Origin of the sequence: Halorussus sp. AFM4 (genome assembly GCF_051194995.1) — an archaeon.
Classification (GTDB): domain Archaea; phylum Halobacteriota; class Halobacteria; order Halobacteriales; family Haladaptataceae; genus Halorussus.
In genome coordinates, this window is sequence record NZ_JBNTJT010000001.1 from 758,512 (window position 1) to 775,709 (window position 17,198).

18 protein-coding genes are annotated in these 17,198 nt (G+C 71.2%); 6 read left to right on the forward strand and 12 right to left on the reverse strand.

What is annotated here, in order from left to right; all coding sequences use genetic code 11:
- Positions 1-28: 28 nt before the first annotated feature.
- Positions 29-976 (reverse strand): HFX_2341 family transcriptional regulator, encoded by a 948-nt coding sequence (locus tag ACQUQF_RS03945; RefSeq protein WP_435175922.1) that lies wholly within the window; start codon positions 974-976, stop codon positions 29-31.
- Positions 977-1,361: 385 nt separating this feature from the next.
- On the opposite strand from ACQUQF_RS03945, the gene ACQUQF_RS03950 reads away from it, so the two are divergent.
- Both ACQUQF_RS03950 and ACQUQF_RS03955 read left to right on the forward strand, forming a co-directional pair.
- The gene (locus ACQUQF_RS03950; protein WP_435175924.1) at positions 1,362-1,811 is read left to right on the forward strand and encodes a DUF2240 family protein; all 450 of its coding nucleotides are present in this window, start codon (positions 1,362-1,364) and stop codon (positions 1,809-1,811) included.
- Between the two features lie 291 nt (positions 1,812-2,102).
- A complete protein-coding gene (locus tag ACQUQF_RS03955; RefSeq protein ID WP_435175926.1) occupies positions 2,103-2,489 on the forward strand; it encodes a hypothetical protein in 387 nt (128 codons plus the stop codon).
- A gap of 20 nt (positions 2,490-2,509) precedes the next feature.
- Here ACQUQF_RS03955 and ACQUQF_RS03960 read toward each other — a convergent pair whose 3' ends face one another.
- On the reverse strand, positions 2,510-3,166 hold the full coding sequence (locus ACQUQF_RS03960) for an HAD family hydrolase (RefSeq protein ID WP_435175927.1): 657 nt from the start codon (positions 3,164-3,166) through the stop codon (positions 2,510-2,512).
- Between the two features lie 173 nt (positions 3,167-3,339).
- On the opposite strand from ACQUQF_RS03960, the gene pyrF reads away from it, so the two are divergent.
- On the forward strand, positions 3,340-4,242 hold the full coding sequence (gene pyrF, locus ACQUQF_RS03965; protein WP_435175929.1) for an orotidine-5'-phosphate decarboxylase: 903 nt from the start codon (positions 3,340-3,342) through the stop codon (positions 4,240-4,242).
- 30 nt (positions 4,243-4,272) lie between these two features.
- On the opposite strand, the gene ACQUQF_RS03970 is transcribed toward pyrF, so the two are convergent.
- The 4 genes from ACQUQF_RS03970 to ACQUQF_RS03985 form a co-directional block, all read right to left on the reverse strand.
- Complete coding sequence (locus ACQUQF_RS03970; RefSeq protein ID WP_435175931.1) at positions 4,273-4,479, reverse strand: hypothetical protein; 207 nt, start codon at positions 4,477-4,479, stop codon at positions 4,273-4,275.
- A 136-nt stretch (positions 4,480-4,615) separates the two neighbouring features.
- On the reverse strand, positions 4,616-4,867 hold the full coding sequence (locus ACQUQF_RS03975; RefSeq protein WP_435175933.1) for a hypothetical protein: 252 nt from the start codon (positions 4,865-4,867) through the stop codon (positions 4,616-4,618).
- Positions 4,868-5,113: 246 nt separating this feature from the next.
- Positions 5,114-6,043 carry a GTP cyclohydrolase MptA gene (mptA, locus tag ACQUQF_RS03980; RefSeq protein ID WP_435175935.1) on the reverse strand — a complete coding sequence of 310 codons (930 nt, stop codon included), beginning with the start codon at positions 6,041-6,043 and terminating at the stop codon, positions 5,114-5,116.
- Positions 6,044-6,120: 77 nt separating this feature from the next.
- Positions 6,121-6,942: an NAD(+)/NADH kinase gene (locus ACQUQF_RS03985; protein WP_435175937.1), complete on the reverse strand. Its 822-nt coding sequence runs from the start codon at positions 6,940-6,942 to the stop codon at positions 6,121-6,123.
- 120 nt (positions 6,943-7,062) lie between these two features.
- On the opposite strand from ACQUQF_RS03985, the gene ACQUQF_RS03990 reads away from it, so the two are divergent.
- The gene (locus tag ACQUQF_RS03990) at positions 7,063-8,349 is read left to right on the forward strand and encodes a KaiC domain-containing protein (RefSeq protein WP_435175938.1); all 1,287 of its coding nucleotides are present in this window, start codon (positions 7,063-7,065) and stop codon (positions 8,347-8,349) included.
- Between the two features lie 207 nt (positions 8,350-8,556).
- On the opposite strand, the gene ACQUQF_RS03995 is transcribed toward ACQUQF_RS03990, so the two are convergent.
- Both ACQUQF_RS03995 and ACQUQF_RS04000 read right to left on the reverse strand, forming a co-directional pair.
- Positions 8,557-8,985 (reverse strand): universal stress protein, encoded by a 429-nt coding sequence (locus tag ACQUQF_RS03995; RefSeq protein ID WP_435175940.1) that lies wholly within the window; start codon positions 8,983-8,985, stop codon positions 8,557-8,559.
- 129 nt (positions 8,986-9,114) lie between these two features.
- A complete protein-coding gene (locus ACQUQF_RS04000; RefSeq protein WP_435177595.1) occupies positions 9,115-11,031 on the reverse strand; it encodes an ATP-binding protein in 1,917 nt (638 codons plus the stop codon).
- Positions 11,032-11,118: 87 nt separating this feature from the next.
- On the opposite strand from ACQUQF_RS04000, the gene ACQUQF_RS04005 reads away from it, so the two are divergent.
- Together ACQUQF_RS04005 and ACQUQF_RS04010 are read left to right on the forward strand one after the other, a co-directional pair.
- On the forward strand, positions 11,119-11,901 hold the full coding sequence (locus ACQUQF_RS04005; RefSeq protein ID WP_435175942.1) for an inositol monophosphatase family protein: 783 nt from the start codon (positions 11,119-11,121) through the stop codon (positions 11,899-11,901).
- Between the two features lie 42 nt (positions 11,902-11,943).
- Positions 11,944-12,294, forward strand: a complete 351-nt coding sequence (locus ACQUQF_RS04010; protein ID WP_435175944.1) for a DUF7113 family protein — start codon at positions 11,944-11,946, stop codon at positions 12,292-12,294.
- Between the two features lie 36 nt (positions 12,295-12,330).
- On the opposite strand, the gene ACQUQF_RS04015 is transcribed toward ACQUQF_RS04010, so the two are convergent.
- The 4 genes from ACQUQF_RS04015 to ACQUQF_RS04030 all read right to left on the reverse strand — a co-directional run bounded on the left by ACQUQF_RS04015 (position 12,331) and on the right by ACQUQF_RS04030 (position 17,173).
- Complete coding sequence (locus ACQUQF_RS04015) at positions 12,331-13,767, reverse strand: aldehyde dehydrogenase family protein (RefSeq protein ID WP_435175946.1); 1,437 nt, start codon at positions 13,765-13,767, stop codon at positions 12,331-12,333.
- 59 nt (positions 13,768-13,826) lie between these two features.
- Positions 13,827-15,119, reverse strand: a complete 1,293-nt coding sequence (locus ACQUQF_RS04020; protein WP_435175948.1) for an ABC transporter substrate-binding protein — start codon at positions 15,117-15,119, stop codon at positions 13,827-13,829.
- Positions 15,120-15,215: 96 nt separating this feature from the next.
- Complete coding sequence (locus ACQUQF_RS04025; protein ID WP_435175950.1) at positions 15,216-16,184, reverse strand: ABC transporter substrate-binding protein; 969 nt, start codon at positions 16,182-16,184, stop codon at positions 15,216-15,218.
- Positions 16,181-17,173: an ABC transporter substrate-binding protein gene (locus ACQUQF_RS04030; protein WP_435175952.1), complete on the reverse strand. Its 993-nt coding sequence runs from the start codon at positions 17,171-17,173 to the stop codon at positions 16,181-16,183. Before ACQUQF_RS04030 ends, ACQUQF_RS04025 begins: the two co-directional genes overlap by 4 nt.
- Between the last annotated feature and the right edge of the window lie 25 nt (positions 17,174-17,198).

Genomic DNA, 17,198 nt, shown 5'->3' on the forward strand with positions numbered 1-17,198 from the left:
TTCGCTCCGCTCAGGAAGACACCGCTCGCTATTCGGAGCCGCGAGGCGGCTCCCCGTTCGCGTGGGAGCGGACCCACAGCTCCCCGATGCGCGACAGCCGCGTCCGATAGGACTTGCCGTGCTCCTCCTGCTCGATGTACCCCTTCCCGCCCGGCCCGAGCCGGTCGACGTTGTAGATGACCTTCGACCGGAAGCTATCGGTGTACTCCTCGTCGAGTTCGCTGGCCAGCGCCTCCGCCAGCTCCGAGACCGACTCGAACTCGCCCTCCTCGCCGAGCTTGAACAGGATGACCTCCTCGAAGGGCTTGACGTTCGAGAACGAGGCGACCGGAATCTCGGCGATGTGGCCGTCGCCGACCCGCTTCGCCCCGATGGTGGTGCCCCGCTCGTCGAACTCCGAGAGCAGCTCCCGGGCGCTGTCGAGGCGCTCGGCGATGCGGTCGCCGTGGGCCTGCGCGGCCGACGGCCCGTCGTCGGAGTCGCCGTCTTCGACGGCCTCCCGGAGGTCCGCCAGCAGGTCGACCTGCCGGCGGAGCTCCTCGGCGAGCTCGGTCTCGAGGTACTTCTCCGGGGCGGTGTAGTAGGTGTGGATGCTCTCGCGGTCCTCCTCGCGCTCGACCATCACCGAGTGGGCCGCCGTCGCGAAGGCGAAGCTGACGGTCCGGGGCATCGCCGAGATGTTGACCCAGACCTCCCGGCCCGCGTCGAGTTCGTCGTTGATGAGGTGGTAGGCCTGCTCGAACGCGGCGTCGTAGTCGTACACGTCCTCGACCACGACGCGCTCGGTGGTCGCCCCCAGCAGGTTCCGGAAGTCCTGCTCCAGCTTCTGCGAGAGGTTCCGGGAGTACTCGACGTTGGCCTCGCTGCCGACCGCGCCCTCCAGCAGGATGACGCGGTCGACGTCCAGCTGGTCGCGCACCAGCGGCGCGATGAGCCGGTCGTAGTCGAACCCGACCGGGACGATGTGGGTCTGCATACGCCTCCGTAGCGCCGAAGGGGGGTTAAACCCCAAGCTTTCGCCGTACTCCGCGAACGCACGAGTCGCCTCGACTGACCATTCCACCGAGAACGCGCTGGCCGACCGGACCACCGGTAGCGACTGGTCGACGGTCACCCGCGTCCGGGCGGACTGAAAGGGGCCGCCCGGTCGCGTGGAGTTTAGTCACCTCCGCGGGCCACTATTTCCGCGCGGGCGGTGCGGAGAGCGCGGAAATATCCCGCGGAGCGACCGCGAGCGGGCGGGGGCTTTCGAGGACATCGCTACCACGTTTCTGTCACCGACAATCCCGGAGTTGCCGACAGAATATCCCCGTCCAAGAACCGCCACCTTTACGCGCCACTCCGTCACCACTCATACCGAGATGAGTCTCCGGAGTGCGGTCGCCGCCCCGTTCCAGCAGAAGGGCACGGAGTCGATGGCCGAGAGCGAGTTCGTGGTCGCGCTGTCGCTCGACCGCGACTGGTTCTCGCCCGACCAGGCCGAGCGCCTCATCGACGTGGCCAGCGGGCAGGGGCTGCTCGCCCGCGAGGACGACGAGGTCGTGACCGAGTTCGACCCGAGCGAGATCGAGATCCCCGAGGGGTTCGTCCCCGACGAGTCCATCCTCCAGGAGCAGTCGACCTTCGAGAGGCTGCTGGACAAGGTGGTCTCGGCCGGGACCGAGAAGCAGACCGCGGTGGCCGAGATCAACGACCTCCAGAACCGCCTCGGCGTGACCATCGAGGCCGCCGCGGTGGTGTACGCCCGGCGGCGGGGCGTGGACGTCGCCCGCGAGGCCGCCGAGGCCCGCGAGGAACTGAAAGCCGACTAGGGGAGAGAGCGAGATTCTGTACCGGAACACGAGCGATTTTGGTCTCGAAAGCACCCGGCCGGTCGCGGTCGTTGCACGACATATCTGCGCCTCTCCGCACCGCCCGGCGCAGATAGGGGTCGTGCAAGCGACCACGTGAACGCGACCGGCCGGCCCCTTTCAGTCCACCCAGACAGGTAGTATTGGCACCGAGCGCATCCGGAGGGACTGGACAGTCAATCTCGGCTTTTCGGAGGAACCCGAGCGACCGAAAGCCGAAGGCTGATTCGGCCCCGCCGCGATTCTTCACCCATGGTCGAGGAGCGAACCACCGACGGCAAGCGCATCGCCCAGCTGCTCTCCTCGGAGGTGTCGGGCCGCGAGGACTCCGGACTCGACGCCCTCGACGTCGTCAACGCCGACCCGGACGTGGAGCCGTCGGCCGACGGCGAACTCGCGTACGAAATCGGCAGAACGGACGGCGACGCGGACGATACCGAAATCCTCGCGGCGGTCTACGTCCAGGATGACCGCGCCCGAATCGAGTTCCGCGAGGCGGTCGACGCCGCGGCGGAGGCCGCCGAAGAGGCGGACCTTCGCGTGCGACCGAAGGCGGTCCGGCCCCCGCAGACGCTGGTGTTCGTCGAGGACGGCGCGGAGGTCAAGCGCGCGACCGACGTCCTCGTCGCAGTGCTATAGTCGCCGAGAGACACCGCTACCTACAGCTGGCGAACGACGTCCGGGAGCTCCGTCGCCAGCGCGTCGCGGTCGACGTGGGCGTCGGCGTCCGGGTGCGGCTCCGGGCCGTCCGGGTAGAGGACCTGCACCGCGCGCATCCCGGCCTTCTTCGCGCCCTCGACGTCCGCCTCGGGGTCGTCGCCGACGTACACGGCCTCGCCGGGCTCGACGCCGAGCTCGTCGAGGACCGCCCGGAACGCGCGCTCGTCGGGCTTGCCGGCCTCGAGGTGGCCGGTGATGACGACCACGTCGAACTCGTCGACCCAGTCGAACCGGTCGAGCTTGCTCTGCTGGGCGTCGGCCGGCCCGTTCGTGAGCAGGCCGAGCGCGTACTCCTCGCGGAGGTCCGCGAGCAGACCGGCCACGCCCTCGACCGACCGGAGCGAGTCGGCGACCTTCTCGCGGTAGGCGTCGGCCAGGGCCGCCGGGTCGACGTCGCTGTCCGCCGGCAGGAGTTCGGCGAAGATGGGAACCCGGGTGTCGCTGTCGAGGTGCCGGGAGTGGGCCTCGAGGTACGCCTCCCGGCTCATCCGTGGCGCGCCGACCGCGTCGGTGGCCTCGTCGAGCACCTCCTGGCGCGGGCGGTCGGGGACGGTCAGCGTGTAATCGAAGTCGAAGACGACGGCTGAGACGGTCACGGGTCGGTGTTGGCGGGACGACCCCTTGATACCTGCGGGAGCGGGGCTCGGGTCCGCGGGTCGTCCGAGCGAGTCCGACGGGAGGCCCGGGACCGTCGCAGCCGGACCGGCCGCGGAACGCGGGGTAATCGACGGACAGCAAGAGCCTTGACCGACCCGTCGCAATCCCGGGTATGACGTTCTTCGACCGCCTGCGCGAGCGGATCCGGACGACGGGCGGCGTCCTCGCGGTCGGCCTGAACCCCGACCGCGCCCGCCTCCCCGACGACTGCCGGGAGTTCGACTACCCGCGGCGGGCGTTCAACCGGCGCGTCGTCGACGCGACGCACGAGCACGCCGCGGCCTACGCGGTGAACCCCGCGTTCTACGCCGACGCGGACGGGTGGGTCGCGCTGGCCGAGACCGTCGCCTACGCCCGCGGCAAGGGCGTCCCGGTCGTCGTCGACGGGAAGTGGAGCGACGTCCCGAACCCGAACGCCGACCTGCTCGACGCCGCGGACGCCGCGACGGTCTCGCCGTACTGCGGCCGGGGCGCGCTCGGAGCCCTGTTCGATTCGGACCTGGGCGTCTTCGTGACCTGCCGGACGCCGAACGCCGGCGCGGCGGACCTCCAGGACCGCGAACTCGCCGAGGGGACCGACGCGCCGGTCGCGGTCGGAGCGAAGTCGACCGAGCCCGAGGACCAGACGGGAGACGGCGACGCCGACGACGAGGACGACTCACCGACGGTAGCGGAGGGCGCGGCCGGCATCGCGGCCTCCTGGGCCGAGGGCGCCGCGGCGGACGTGGGCCTGCTCGTCGGCGGTGACGCCGCGACGGTCGAGACACTCCGGGAACGTGCGCCCGAACTTCCCTTTCTCACAGTCGGCGGCGCCCGGAACGACCCGGAGGTGGCGGCCCACGCTGCGCCCGAACACGGCCCGAGCGAAGGGGTGGGGCTCGTCGCGGCCTCGCGGGAGGTACTCTACGCCGGCGAGACCGCCGGCCGCGGGCGGCGGCGCGGACAGGACGACTACGCCGCCGCGGCCCGCCAGTCGGCGAAACGGCTGAAGCAGCAGCTGAACAGGCACCGCTGACCTGGTCCCGGGAGGGACTGGTGACCGTCCTCAGAACCGCATCACTTCGTCGTCGTCGAGGTCCTCGGGCCGGACCGTCCCCCCGTCGCGGCCGCCGCGGTCGACCGCGGCGGCGCACTTCGCGCAGAGACCGGTCGCCTCGTCCCAGTGCTCCTCGCAGGCCAGGGTCCCGCAGTTGGGACACGAGTGCTCGGCTTCGTTCTGCTCGCAGATCTGGCAGAGACCAGTGACACTCATTGGCGTTTCACTCGATTCAGGTAGGGCGTCGACGCGTATGAGTGTGTGGGAGGAAGGGGCACGGTCGGTCCAGCAGGCAATTCAATACTGATGGTCCGGTTGGTTCCGGCACCGGTCGACCTCTCGGTCGGTCGCGTTACCTTCGGTTGTACCGGGCGAGCAGGCTCGAAAGGCTGTAGAGAACACCGATTGCGAGCGAGACGGCCACCGTGATTCGCGCCTCCGGCGCGTCGACGACCAGCGGGGGAACCGCGAGCACGACGGCGGTCGTCACGGCGAACGCGAGCAGTTGCTGGAGGGCCGACAGCGATTCGAACTGCCGGTCGTACTTCGTCTTCGGGAGCGCGTTACACAGGCGACGGAGCCGCGGAAACGATCTCGATGTCATGGGTTGGACGGCGGTCGGCGCCCGGACGTAAAGGACACCTTCCGTAAAGGATGTTTTACACCACGGGCCATAAAGATGGCGACTGGATTACATGACTGGCCGAGCTCGTCGGCTGTGACGCCGCCTTTCCGCTACCGCCGACAGAGTACGGAGTTCGGTGTCTCGCGTCCGTCCCGGCGATAGCAGGGCAGCCGTCGCTCGGTTCGCGGAGGTCAGAAGTGTGGAGTGAGAGCCCGACAGTCCTCGTCAGTCGTCGGCCAGTTCCTCGCGGAGCGTCCCCATCTCGGCGACGCGCTCGGCGTGGGCGTTGTGCTGGTGGATCGACTCGTCGTTGCTCTGCTTCATCGTCACCACGGCCTCGTCCGGGAGGTCGGGGAACTCACTGAGGACGCCCTCGGCCATGTCGCGCACGCAGTCCTCGACGAACTTGGCGTTGGCGTGGGCCTCGAAGGTCATGTGGTCCTCGTCGGGGCGCTTGGCGAGGTTGTAGATGCGGGCGCTCATCGAGTCGCGGGCGACCTCGATGATGTCCCGGAGGTCGGCCTCGGGCGCGCCGTCGCTCTCGATGGTGAGGGTGGCGTGGCCCCGCTGGGAGTGGCCCGCCTGCGGGACCTCCTGGAGGAACTCCTTGACCTCCTCGTCGCCGACGCCGAGGTCCTCGAGCTTCTCGCGGGCGGTCTGGCTCATCATCCCCTGCGAGCAGGGGCAGACCGTCATGCCCGTGACGCGGGCGCCGATCTCCTGGCGGACGCCGTCCTCGGTCGCGGTCGCGCTGGCGACGATGTCGGCGGTGGCCTGGGTCGGCCGGTCGCTCTCGGGGGTGCGGTCCTTCACCATGTACTCGGCCTCCATCCGGACCTCGGCCTTCGAGGTGTAGTCGTGCTTGCCGAGTAGCCGCTGGGCCACCTCGCCGCAGAGGTCCTCGACCGAGTAGGTCGGCTCGCTCACGGCGTCCTCGAGGATCTCGTCGACGACCTCCATGTTGCGGCTCATGTCGGCGCCCTTCCGCCAGCCCGGCAGGTCGACCAGCACCTCGAACTCGGCGGTCAGCACGATGGGCCGCTTGTCGGGCCGGGCGAGTTTGACCAGCTTGGTGACGCCGGTGACGCCGACGCGGTTGAGCCCCACGGTCACGTCGGGTTCGGAGGCTTGCACGTCCGGCAGTTGCTCTTCCATTACCCGAGCGTAGCGAACCCGCGGGATTAGGGCTTTCCCTTTCGGCAGAATCGCGAACCGAGGTGCGGCCGACCCGCTCACTCCAGCTTCCCGAGCGCCTGGAAGAAGTCGCTGGACGGCTCGGCGATGCGGGTGGGCTCCGGGTCGGCCCGTATCGTGACCGACTCGGGCATCTCGAACCGCTCGCGCGTGCTGTCGCTGCTGACGTAGCCGTACGCCGGGCCCTCGGCCCGGATCTCGACCTCGCTGTCGCCCGGCACGACCAGCGGGGGCATCGACTCGGCGGCGCACATCTCGGTGATCACGAAGGCGTCGACGTCCGGGTGGACCAGCGGGCCGCCCTCGCTCAGGTTGTAGGCGGTGCTCCCGGTCGCGGTCGACACCAGCACGCCGTCGCCGCTCCCCGCGGTGAAGATGCGGTCGTCGACACGGACCGCGTAGTCGAGCCCCTGGCCGTGGCCGCGCTGGGGCCCCTGGACGACGATCTCGTTGAGCGCGGGGTGGACCGACCAGTCGCCATCGCCGGTCGCCCGGAGCCGGGGCACCTCGCGGGACGGGATGGTGTCGGTCTCGCGGGAGCCGGCGACCACGGCCTCGACCGTCTCGACGGCGTCGTCGGGCGCGACCCCGTTGAGGAAGCCGACCTCGCCGAGGTTAACGCCCAGGATCGGCGTCGGACCGGCGCCCCGGGCCGCGAAGAGGAACGTGCCGTCGCCGCCGATCGAGACCACCAGGTCGCAGGCGTCCATCTCCTCGACGGGGTAGCCCTCGCGGTCGAGCCGCTCGGCGGTCGCGGCGTCCAGTCGAACCTCCACCTCCTCGGGCAGGGTGTCGCGGATCCGGCCCGCCAGCACGGACGCCCGCGAGTTGCCCTTCTGGGCGACGATGCCGACTCTCATCGTCGGCTATTCTCGCCCGCCCGTCAAAAGTCCGCCGACGCGGCGGCGAGAAACATTCAAATGCGGTCGGTCCGACGTGGCCGGTATGTCCCGCGCTCGACCGCCGCGGAGGTGGCCGCCGTGACCGAGGACGACGACTGGTTCGAGCGCGCGCTCCGCGAGGACGACGCGGACGAGAACGGTCCGGACGAGAACGGCGCAGAGGGGTCGAGCGACCCCGACGGCGCGGATTCGGGATTCGCCGACGACGCCGACTCGGCCGGCGGTGCGTTCGACGGCGACGCGACCACGGGGGCGGGGGAGTCCGACGGCCTCGCGGACGCCCCGGAGCCGGGCGGAGCGCCGTTCGGCGACGACGAGGCCGAGGACTTCGGAGCGGGCGACTCGGGCTCCGAATCGTCGGACGCCGGCTTCGGATCGGCCGACGATCCGGGACGGGACGCTCCGTCGGGCGGCTTCGCGGACGCCGACCCGTACGACCCCGACGACGCGGACGGCGGGGACGACCTCTTCGAGGAGGACTTCGCCACCGCGTTCGAGAACGCGCCCGGCGGCGGGGCTCCGGGGGCCGGCCCCGGCGGCGAGAGCGCGGGCGGCGGGTTCGGCTCCGGGAGCGGAGGCGGCTTCGGCATGGACGCCGGCGAGGGGTTCGGCGGCGGCGAACCGTTCGAGGACGAGGCGTTCGACGACGAGGAGTTCGAGTCCGACATCCCCCGCATCGACCTCGGCATCGACGGCCTGGACGACATGATCCAGGGCGGGGTCCCGGAGCGGTCGCTCATCACCACGGTCGGGTCGGCCGGAACCGGCAAGACCACCTTCGGGCTCCAGTTCCTCCACGAGGCGCTGGCGGCCGGCGAGAGCGCGGTGTTCATCACCTTAGAGGAGAGCCACGACCGCATCCTCAACACCGCCGGCGAGAAGGGGTGGGACTTCGAGGCGTACGAGGACGAGGGCAGCCTCGCGGTCATCGACCTCGATCCCATCGAGATGGCCAACAGCCTCACCTCCATCCGCAACGACCTGCCCCGGCTGGTCGAGGACTTCGGCGCGACCCGGCTGGTGCTGGACTCGGTGTCGCTGCTGGAGATGATGTACGACGACCAGGCGACCCGCCGCAACGAGGTGTACGACTTCACCCGGAGCCTGAAGGACGCCGGCGTGACGACGATGCTCACTAGCGAGGCCAGCGAGGACAACGCCTACGCCTCCCGGCACGGCATCATCGAGTACCTGGTCGACGCGGTGTTCGTCCTGCGGTACATCCGGTCGAGCGACGACTTCCGCGAGACGCGGCTGGCGGTCGAGATCCAGAAGATCCGGGACGCCAACCACTCCCGGGAGATCAAGCCCTACGCCATCACCAACGACGGCATCAGCGTCTACCGGCAGGCGAATATCTTCTGAAGCGACCTTTCTTCTTCGTCGGGTGTCGGCTCCCACCTTTTTGCGCCGAGTGGTGCCCGCAGCGAGCGAAGCGAGCGAGGACACCCGAGGCGCAAAATTCTGGACCAAAAAGAGCCGCCCGCTCACTCGCTTCGCTCGTTCGCTCGCGGTAGAATTGCTTGTACTCGACCGAGGGAGGAAACACGCGCGCCCCGTGGACTCGCCTGTTCAGCGTACTACCGTCACCGGCATCGTCGCGCGCCGGACCACCGTCTCGGCGACGCTGCCCAGCAGGATGCGCGAGACGCCCTCGCGGCCGTGGCTCCCCATCACGATGTGGTCGAACCCCTCGTCGTCGGCGAACTCCACGATGGTCCGGGCGGGCCGGCCGAGTTCGGTGGCCGAGTCGAGGGTGACGCCGTACTCGTCGGCGACGTCCTGGGCCTCCTCGAACAGCGCCTCGCCCTCCTCCTTGGCGCTCTCGTACCACTCCTCGGACCCGCCGGGGATGGCGACCGGCGAGCTGTACCCCGCGTCGACCGGGTCGATGACGTGGAACACCGTGATGTCGTCGTCGCCGAACTCCTCGAGGGCGTGTTCGAGCGCGTCGTCGGACTGGGTCGACCCGTCGATGGGGACGAGGACTTTCTTGGTCATACCCGAAGCTACGGCGGGTAATCGTTTAAGCATTCAGGCAATTCCCGGCGAGTGAGAACTCCGGGTCGCGACAGTTCGGGGCGCGTCCGGTCGGGGGACGACCCCGCCGGACGCGAGAGGGCTTCGGGGCTACTCCCGGCCGTGCTTCGTCACGCACTTCGAGAGGCCGACGATCTCGACCGGCTCGGAGTTGTCGGGCGAGTAGACCACCATCTGTCCCTTCTCCATGTAGGGCACCTTCCCCTCCAGCTCCGCGGGGATGTTGACGCTCTTGATGGCGTCCTCGTCGCCCAGGTTGAGGACGACCGTGGTGTTGACCTGCTTGAACACGGGCTCGGCGATGTCCTGGGGGTCCTGGGTGATGAGGAACAGGCCGAGCCGCTCCTTGCGGCCCTGCTTGGCGGCCTCGGTGAACTTCCCGATGACCTTCCGGGCCTGGACGCTCTCGGCGTCGGTCAGGAAGTTGTGGGCCTCGTCCATCCCGACCACCAGCGGCGTCTCCTTGATGCGGGGGTAGTGGGGCGAGTTCGACAGCTTCTCGTCGACCAGCAGGCTCGACAGCGCCAGCACCACGACCTCGGTCGCCCGCGAGTTGTTGAGGTGGTAGGTCGGGACCACGCTGAGCTGGCCGGGCTTGACGAACTGCTTGATCTGGTCGGTGATGGGCCGGGCGTCCCGGTCGAACACCTGGCGGAACGCCCAGTTGTCGGTCTTGCGCCGGACCGCGTCGAAGGTGGCCTCGTGGACCCGACCGCTCTCGTCGAGCTCCTCGCGCAGCGCCGGGTCGTCCACGAAGTCGAGGAACTGGGCGTACGTCGTGGTCTCGTACTCCGAGAAGAACCGCCGGAGGAGGTACTCCAGGGCGTTGTACTGGTTGTCGTTGAGGCTCGCGCCCGCGATGAGCCACGGCCGCGACCGGACCATCGAGAACGGGATGGTGAACGCCACCTGCTCGGCGCGGTGGTGGTCGGCGGCGTACCCGCCCTCGCCGACCTTCGGGACGAACGCCTTGGTCTCGTCGTGGCCGCCGTGGGCGACGCCCTCGGCCTCCCACCGGCGCTCGTCCTCGCGGGTCACGTCGGGGTTGTCGTCGTGCATCTGGGCGTACTCGTCCTGGGGGTCGAACTGGACCACCGCGGCCCGGCGGGCCGCGCCGTCCGCCATCTCGTACCGGCGCTCGTCGGCCAGGAACTGCCGGAGGATGTTCTTCGCGCCGTGGGTCTTCCCGGAGCCGGTGCCGCCCGCGACGAGGGTGTGCCGGAAGACCAGGGGGTCGCCGTCGGTGTAGTCGTCCTTGAGCCGGTAGTCGATGGTCGGCGGCTGCGCGGCGGTCCGGACCTTCTCCCCGCCGACCGAGAGGTGGCCGAGGAACACGCCGTCGGCGGGCATCTTGAGCCCGGTCTTGATCTCGGGCTTGTCGCTGGCCTCCCGGACCACCGACTTGGGCTTGGGAACCCGGTCGGTCATCCGGCGCTTCAGTTCCCCGCCGTCCTCGTACAGGACCGCCACCGGCTCGAGGTCGGCCATGAGCTTGTAGTCGGTCTCCTCGATGTCGTCGCGGCGCATCGCGCGCTTCGAGTGGATCTCGGTCGCGTCGTCGACCCGGTACTCCTGGCGGTACTCCAGGGCGCAGACCCGGCAGAACAGCTTCTCGCCGTCGGGGTAGCCCACGAGCAGGTACTTGCCGACCCGCACTTCCTCGCGGTTGTCGGCGGTGACGTACGCCTGGAGGTGGGTCTCGTCCTCGGCCTCGCCGATGCGGAGCCCCTCGGCCGCCGACAGGATGCCGATGCCGCGGTCCGAACCCGCGGGGTCGGTCGCCATCGCGTCGAAGCGGTCGTCGCCCCGCGTCCCGGAGCCCGTCGTCCCGGTCTCGAAGTCGCCCACGTCGCCGAGGTCCGCGGTGGCGCCGTCGGACGTGTCCGCGTCGAAGTCGGAGGACTCCGACCCGGAGCCGTCCGCGTCGAACTCGCCGGTCGCGGAGTCGGACCCGGAGCCGCCCGAGTCGTCTCCGCCGGAGGTGCTGAAGTCGCCGAGGTCGGTCATCGTTCCGCCCATTGCGAGGCACCCCCTTGTCACTTTTCCTCCGGGCGCTCCGACGGACTCTTGTCACCGCGGGGAGACGACTCCCGCATGTCCGACCTCGACGCGATGGAGAACGCCGCGGTCCGGGCCTGCCGCGACGGCGGCGCGTACCTCAGGGAGGCGTTCCGGGCCGGCGACCGCGACGGCGAGTTCACGGCCCGCGACGTGAAGGCCGCGGCCGACCGCGAGTCCGAGCGCCGGATGCTCGACGTGATACTCCCGTCGTTCCCCGACCACCGGGTCTACGCCGAGGAGTCGGGCGACCACCCCGGCGACGCCGACTCGCCCTACCGGTGGGTCGTCGACCCGCTCGACGGGACCAACAACTTCGCGGTCGGCATGCCGTCGTTCGCCACCTCGGTCGCGGTGCTGGAGCGGGGCGACCCCGTCCTCGCGGCCGTCTACGTCCCGATGCTCGACGACTGCTACGTCGCGCGCCGCGGCGAGGGCGTCCGGTACGACGGCGAGCGCGTGACCGCCGGGAGCGACCGCGACCTCGACAGCGCGACTGTGGGGTTCGTCATCGGGCACGACGTGAAACTGGAAGACGACGTGCTGGCGACCTCGAAGGCGATCCGTGATCGCCTCGAAGACCGGTGCAAGCGCGTCGTCGACAGCTGGTCGCCCTGCGTCCACTGGGGACTGCTGGCCCGCGGCCTCGTCGACGGGATGGTGACGTTCCGCGCCGACGAGGAGGAGCAGTGGACCGGCGAACTGTTCGCCGACGAGGCCGGCGTCGCCTCGCGGTCGCGGGACGGCTGTTACGTCGGCGTCGGGACCGACGACGCGCTCGCGGACCTCTGGGCGACGGTCGAACCCGCCCTGGGCTGACGGGCGCGCCCCTTTTACCTCCCCGCGACGTACGTGCCATTCATGCTACTCATCCGTGGCGAAGCGGGGGGGACGACGCTGACCGGCACGCTGTACGAGCGGGGTGAGCGCGCGCCGCGGTTCAAGGGTGCGCCCGACGAGGACGCTCCCTACGTCTGGGTCTGCGACGAGTTCTACCAGGTCGAGAGCGGCGGGACGGTCCAGAAGGTCGACGGCGAGGAGGTCAACGTCGCCTTCGAGTCGCCGATGCCCCGCGGGTTCGACACCCGCGAGCAGGCCACCGAGGCGGCCCGCGAGCACATCCGCACCCAGTTCGCGCGCATCGGCATCGACCCGGCGGACGTCGAGATCACGGTCGAGAAGCAGGCGCCCGAGACCGCCGAACCCCGGTGAGGCGATCGGCCTCCGGCGTCCGACCGGACCGCCGACCTACTCGTCCAGCGAGATCGCGACGTTCTTCGTCTGGGTGTACTCCCGGACCGCCTGCGTGCCCTTCTCGCGGCCGATGCCCGACTCCTTGTAGCCGCCGAACGGCGCCTGCGGCGCCGTCACCGGGAACTCGTTGACGGAGACGCTGCCGGCGTCGAGCCGGCGGGCGACCCGGTGGGCGCGCGAGACGTCCCGGGTCCAGACCGCGGCGTACAGCCCGTAGCGCGTGTCGTTGGCCCGCCTGACGGCCTCGTCATCGTCGGAAAACTCGTACAGCGTGAACACCGGGCCGAACACCTCGTCGCACGACAGCGGCGCGTCGTCGGGCACGTCCTCGACGACGGTCGGCGCGTAGAAGTTGCCCTCCTCCCGGGGTATCTCGCCGCCCGCCAGGACTCGACCCGGCCCGTCGTCGACCGCCTCCGACACGTACTCGGCGACCCGGTCGCGGGCCTCGCGAGTGATGAGCGGGCCGACGTCCGGGTTCTCGGTGCCAGGCCCGACGGTCAGCTCTTCGGTCGCGGCCGCGACGCGCTCGGCGAACTCGTCGTAGACGTCCTCGTGGACGAAGACGCGGGTCGTCGCGAAGCAGACCTGCCCGGCCATCGTGAACACGCCCAGGGTGTCCTCGACCGCCGCGTCGAGGTCGGCGTCCGGGAAGACCAGGCTCGGGCTCTTCCCGCCGGTCTCCAGGCCGACCGGGGTCAGGTGGTCCGCGGCGGACTTCATGACGGTCCTGGCGGTCTCGACCGACCCCGTGAACACGACCTTGTCGACCCGGTCGGACCCGGTCAGCGCCGCGCCGGTCGTCGCGCCGTCGCCGGGGACGACGTTCCAGACGCCGTCGGGGAGGCCGGCCTCGCCGGCGATGCGGGCGATCTCGGTGGCGACCAGCGGCGCCTCCGGCGCGGGCTTGGCGACGACCGCGTTCCCGCAGGCCAGCGCCGGCGCGATGCCCCGGAGCGAGAGCAGCGCGGGCGCGTTCCACGGGAGTATCTGGCCGGTGATCCCCAGCGGTTCGCGCCGGGTGTAGTCGAGGTCCCCCTCGCCGAGGGGGACCGACTCGCCCTCGATCTTGTCGGTCAGCCCGGCGTAGTAGTCGAGGTACTCCGCCCCGTTCCGGACGAACAGCCGGGACTCGCGCAGGGGCCGGCCGGTCTCGGCGGTCCCCAGTTCGGCGAGGTCGTCGGCGCTGTCCCTGATGGCGTCGGCGACGTCGCGCAGCAGGTCGCCGCGCTCGCCCGGGTCCGTCGCCCGCCACTCCGGCAGCGCGTCCTCAGCCGCGGAGAGCGCCGCGTCGATGCCCTCCCGACCGCCCTCGGCTGCGGTGGCGACGGGGTCGTTCGTCGACGGGTTCAGCACCGCGACCCCGTCCTCGACCGGCCGCTCCGTGCCCCCGACGTAGCTCCCGTACTCGCCGTGCGACTCCTGTGACATGGACACGCCGTTCGGCGGCCACGCGGATAAGTCTACCAGCGCTCGCGGCACCTACCGGGCTACCCGCCGGCGTCGAGGTCCGCCACCGACAGCGCGGTCTCGAGCCGGTCCCAGGTCTCGCGGTCCTGCCACCCCCAGCCGTGCTCGCGGACCGCGTCGTTGACGCCGAACTCCGCGACCGCGAGCTCGAAGGTCCGGCGCTCGTCGTCCCCGAGGATGGTCCCGCTACCGGTCGACACCTCGTACGGCCGCCGGGTGGCGGCGGCCCACCCCGCCGCGGTCGCGGCGAGGAACTCAGCGAGCAGGTCCCGTCGCTCCCGCAGCGTCTCCTCGGTCGCGACCAGCGAGGGGCCGCAGATGGGGAACTGGTCGGCGACCCGCAGCGAGTCGGTCCGGACGCCCCGCTCGCGGAGCTCCCGCGGGTCGGAGAACGACCCCGTGACCGCGTCGGCCTCGCCCGACCGGAGCGCGGCCAGCTCCTCCCCGGCGACGTCCACGAGCTCGACGTCCGAGAGCACGCCCGACTGGGCGAGGAAGAGCCGGCCCAGCAGCCCCGCCTCCGACTCGACGGGCGTCCCGACCCGCCGGCCGCGCAGCTGCTCGACGCTCTCCAGGCCGCCCTCGAACCGGTCGCGCTCGGCGTAGAGCACCGTCATCGCCCGCTGGAACAGCAGCGCGAGCGGGACGACCGGCTCGCCCCGCCGGCGGGCCTCGACCAGCGACACCGCGCCGGCCACGCCCACGTCGGCGTCGCCCGACGCCACCGCCGCGAGCGAGGCCGACGAGCCCCGGTGCTCGGCGAACTCGACCGACAGTCCGCGGTCGGCGTACTCGCCGCGGCCCGCGGCCGCGAACAGCGGGAGGTGGAGCCCGTTCGGCGTCCAGTTCAGCCCGACCGCGAGCTCGCGGTCGGCGTCGGCGGCGTCGCTGGTAGCGGTGTCATTCGGGGCGGCGTCATCGTCGGCCGGACTGCCGACGTCGAACGCGGTCCGCGCCCGGTCGAGCAGCCGGTCGGCGTGGCGGTCGTACACCCGGCCGGGCGCGGCCGACGGGCCGTACGGCACCTCCCAGGCCTGGGGCGGGCGCCCCCGGGTCTCGTCCCGCACGGTCGTCGCGGTCACGAGGCCGCGGTCCTCGAGCGCCGAGAGCGCGTCGGTGGCGGCGCTCCGGCTCAGGTCCGTGCCGACCCGGACGCTGAGCAGCGTGGCGGGCTCGTCGCCGACGTCGTCGAGTTCGCCCCGGAGAAGGAGGTAGGCGAGGACGCGGGCCGGCCGGTCGCCGAGCCCGGCCCCGAGCCGGTCGACGAACGGCTCGTCGTCCTCGGAGAGCGCCGGGAACGTGCGGACCTCCATGGGTCGGTAGGTGGACCACGGCGACGAGCAAAAGTGCTCCGGCGGTCGCCGGGCTGCCGGGCCTCCCTGCTCAGCGACCGACCGGGTCGGCGCGCGTCACCGCTCCACCTGTTCCGCGTACGCCCCGACGGCGTCGGCGTCCGCGTCGAGGTACTCGTTGGTCCAGGCCGCGTCGGGGTCGACGTCGCCGTCGAGCAGGTCGGTCTCCGCGAGGGTCTCGCTCAAGGTCTGCCACCGGTCGGCGTCGTGGTGGCCCCAGCCGGCCGCCCGGAGGCGGTCGGTCCACTGGAGTTCGTCGGCCGCGACGCCGAACTTCCGGCGCTCGACGTCGCGGGTCCGTTCGAGCGTGGCGTTGCGCTCGACCAGCACGTCGATCGCCGCCTCGGGGTCCTCGGTGGCGGCGACCCAGCCCCGGGCGGTCGCCCGGAGGAACGACCTGACGGTCTCGGGGTTATCGGCGGCGAATTCGGGGTCGGTCACGATGGTCATCCCGTAGACGTCGAGGTAGTCGCCGATGCGGAGCTCGTCGGCGGTCCGGTCGTGCTCCTGCTGGAGCTCGTAGCCGTTGGTGACCACGCCGACCGCGGCGTCGACCTCGCCGTCGACCAGCTTGTGCTGGACCCGGTGGTGGGTGTGCTCGTCGACGGGCAGCAGGTCGACCTCGTCGCGGACACCCTCGTCTTCGAGCAGCTGGGCCGCGAGGATGCGGGTCTTGGTGGCAGAGGGGGCGATGGTACGGCCGGCGAGCCGGTCGGGGGAGTCGAGCTCCTCGCCGAACGCGTCCCGGAAGGTGTACACCGCGGCGGGCGTCTTCTGGGTGACCGCGGCCACGGCGAGGGGTTCGACGCCCCGGCTCCGGACCGACAGCACCGCGCTCCCGCCGGCCAGCGCGAACTCGCGGCGGCCCTTCCCGGCCTGCTCGGCCGCGAAGGGGGAGCCGTGGCCCTCGACGAACCGGACGTCGAGGTCCTCCTCGTCGTAGAAGCCCCGCTCGCGCGCCAGGAAGTACGGCGCCTGGAACCCGTTGGGCTCCCAGTTGAGCTGGAAGTCGACCTCGGTCGTCATCGGCCGGCCTCCGGGGCGAACGCGCCGTCGGGGATGCGCTCGACGCCGAGCGCGTCGGCGCCCGCGACGTCGCGGAGGTGGTCGAACAGCTGTTCCATCCCGGCGACGGTCTCGCGGTCCCAGTCGGCGACGACCATCTCGCGCCAGCCGTCGCGGATGGCCCGCCAGGCCCGCTCGTCGTCGGTGTCCATCAGTCGGTCGCCGATCTCGTCCCAGAGCTCGTCGTCCTCGCGGAGCCGGGCGACCGCGTCGCGGTAGGCGTCCCGGAACGCGCCCACGGTCTCGGGGTGGGCGTCGAGGTACGACTCGCTGGTGAGGAACGTCGAGACCGGCAGCCGGTCGTCGGTGCCCGAGAGCCGCTGGACCAGGTCGGCCATCGGGACGACCTCCCGGCAGTCGCCGGCCTCGGTCAGCTCGGGGACGATCTGCCAGAACTGGAGGCCGGCGTCGACCTCGCCCTCGCGGAGCAGCCGCGAGAGCTCGACCTTCGAGCCGGCCTCGACCGCGGTGGCGGTGTCGGCGGGGTCGAAGTCGTGGTACTTCCGGCAGGCCGCGCGGGTGAGGATCCAGTTCTTGTCGAGCCGCCGGACGACCCCGACGTCGACGTCGCGGAGGTCGTCGAGCCCCCGGACGTCCGAGTCGGGCGCGGCGACCAGCGACCCCACGGTCCGGCCGTAGGGGTGGAAGCCGACGATGGGCGCGCCCTCGGCCCGCTCCCGGGCGGTCGAGATGTAGTCGATGTCGATGAGGTCGGCGTCGCCCTCCTGGAGCTTGGCCTCGACGGTCTCCAGGCCGTCCTCGGTCTCGTCGGAGACCAGTTCCACGTCGAGGTGGAAGCCGTGGTCGCGGTCGAGGTTGAGGCGCTTGATGGTGTACAGCAGGTAGCGCGGGCTCCCGTTGTGCTCGAACCGGGCGCGCATCACCGGCCGGTCGCCGGGGTCGCCGTGCTGGGCGTCGAGCGCGGCCTGCTTCTCGGCGATGCTGGTCACGGCTGGTCCCCCCGACTCGCGACAG

What these genes read in the sequence shown, in the direction of transcription:
- ACQUQF_RS03945 (WP_435175922.1), bottom strand. Translation starts at nt 976, where the DNA reads ATGCAGACCCACATCGTCCCGGTCGGGTTCGACTACGACCGGCTCATC.
- ACQUQF_RS03950 (WP_435175924.1), top strand. Translation starts at nt 1,362, where the DNA reads ATGAGTCTCCGGAGTGCGGTCGCCGCCCCGTTCCAGCAGAAGGGCACG.
- ACQUQF_RS03955 (WP_435175926.1), top strand. Translation starts at nt 2,103, where the DNA reads ATGGTCGAGGAGCGAACCACCGACGGCAAGCGCATCGCCCAGCTGCTC.
- pyrF (WP_435175929.1), top strand. Translation starts at nt 3,340, where the DNA reads ATGACGTTCTTCGACCGCCTGCGCGAGCGGATCCGGACGACGGGCGGC.
- ACQUQF_RS03970 (WP_435175931.1), bottom strand. Translation starts at nt 4,479, where the DNA reads ATGAGTGTCACTGGTCTCTGCCAGATCTGCGAGCAGAACGAAGCCGAG.
- ACQUQF_RS03975 (WP_435175933.1), bottom strand. Translation starts at nt 4,867, where the DNA reads ATGACATCGAGATCGTTTCCGCGGCTCCGTCGCCTGTGTAACGCGCTC.
- mptA (WP_435175935.1), bottom strand. Translation starts at nt 6,043, where the DNA reads ATGGAAGAGCAACTGCCGGACGTGCAAGCCTCCGAACCCGACGTGACC.
- ACQUQF_RS03985 (WP_435175937.1), bottom strand. Translation starts at nt 6,942, where the DNA reads ATGAGAGTCGGCATCGTCGCCCAGAAGGGCAACTCGCGGGCGTCCGTG.
- ACQUQF_RS03995 (WP_435175940.1), bottom strand. Translation starts at nt 8,985, where the DNA reads ATGACCAAGAAAGTCCTCGTCCCCATCGACGGGTCGACCCAGTCCGAC.
- ACQUQF_RS04000 (WP_435177595.1), bottom strand. Translation starts at nt 11,031, where the DNA reads ATGACCGACCTCGGCGACTTCAGCACCTCCGGCGGAGACGACTCGGGC.
- ACQUQF_RS04005 (WP_435175942.1), top strand. Translation starts at nt 11,119, where the DNA reads ATGTCCGACCTCGACGCGATGGAGAACGCCGCGGTCCGGGCCTGCCGC.
- ACQUQF_RS04010 (WP_435175944.1), top strand. Translation starts at nt 11,944, where the DNA reads ATGCTACTCATCCGTGGCGAAGCGGGGGGGACGACGCTGACCGGCACG.
- ACQUQF_RS04015 (WP_435175946.1), bottom strand. Translation starts at nt 13,767, where the DNA reads ATGTCACAGGAGTCGCACGGCGAGTACGGGAGCTACGTCGGGGGCACG.
- ACQUQF_RS04020 (WP_435175948.1), bottom strand. Translation starts at nt 15,119, where the DNA reads ATGGAGGTCCGCACGTTCCCGGCGCTCTCCGAGGACGACGAGCCGTTC.
- ACQUQF_RS04025 (WP_435175950.1), bottom strand. Translation starts at nt 16,184, where the DNA reads ATGACGACCGAGGTCGACTTCCAGCTCAACTGGGAGCCCAACGGGTTC.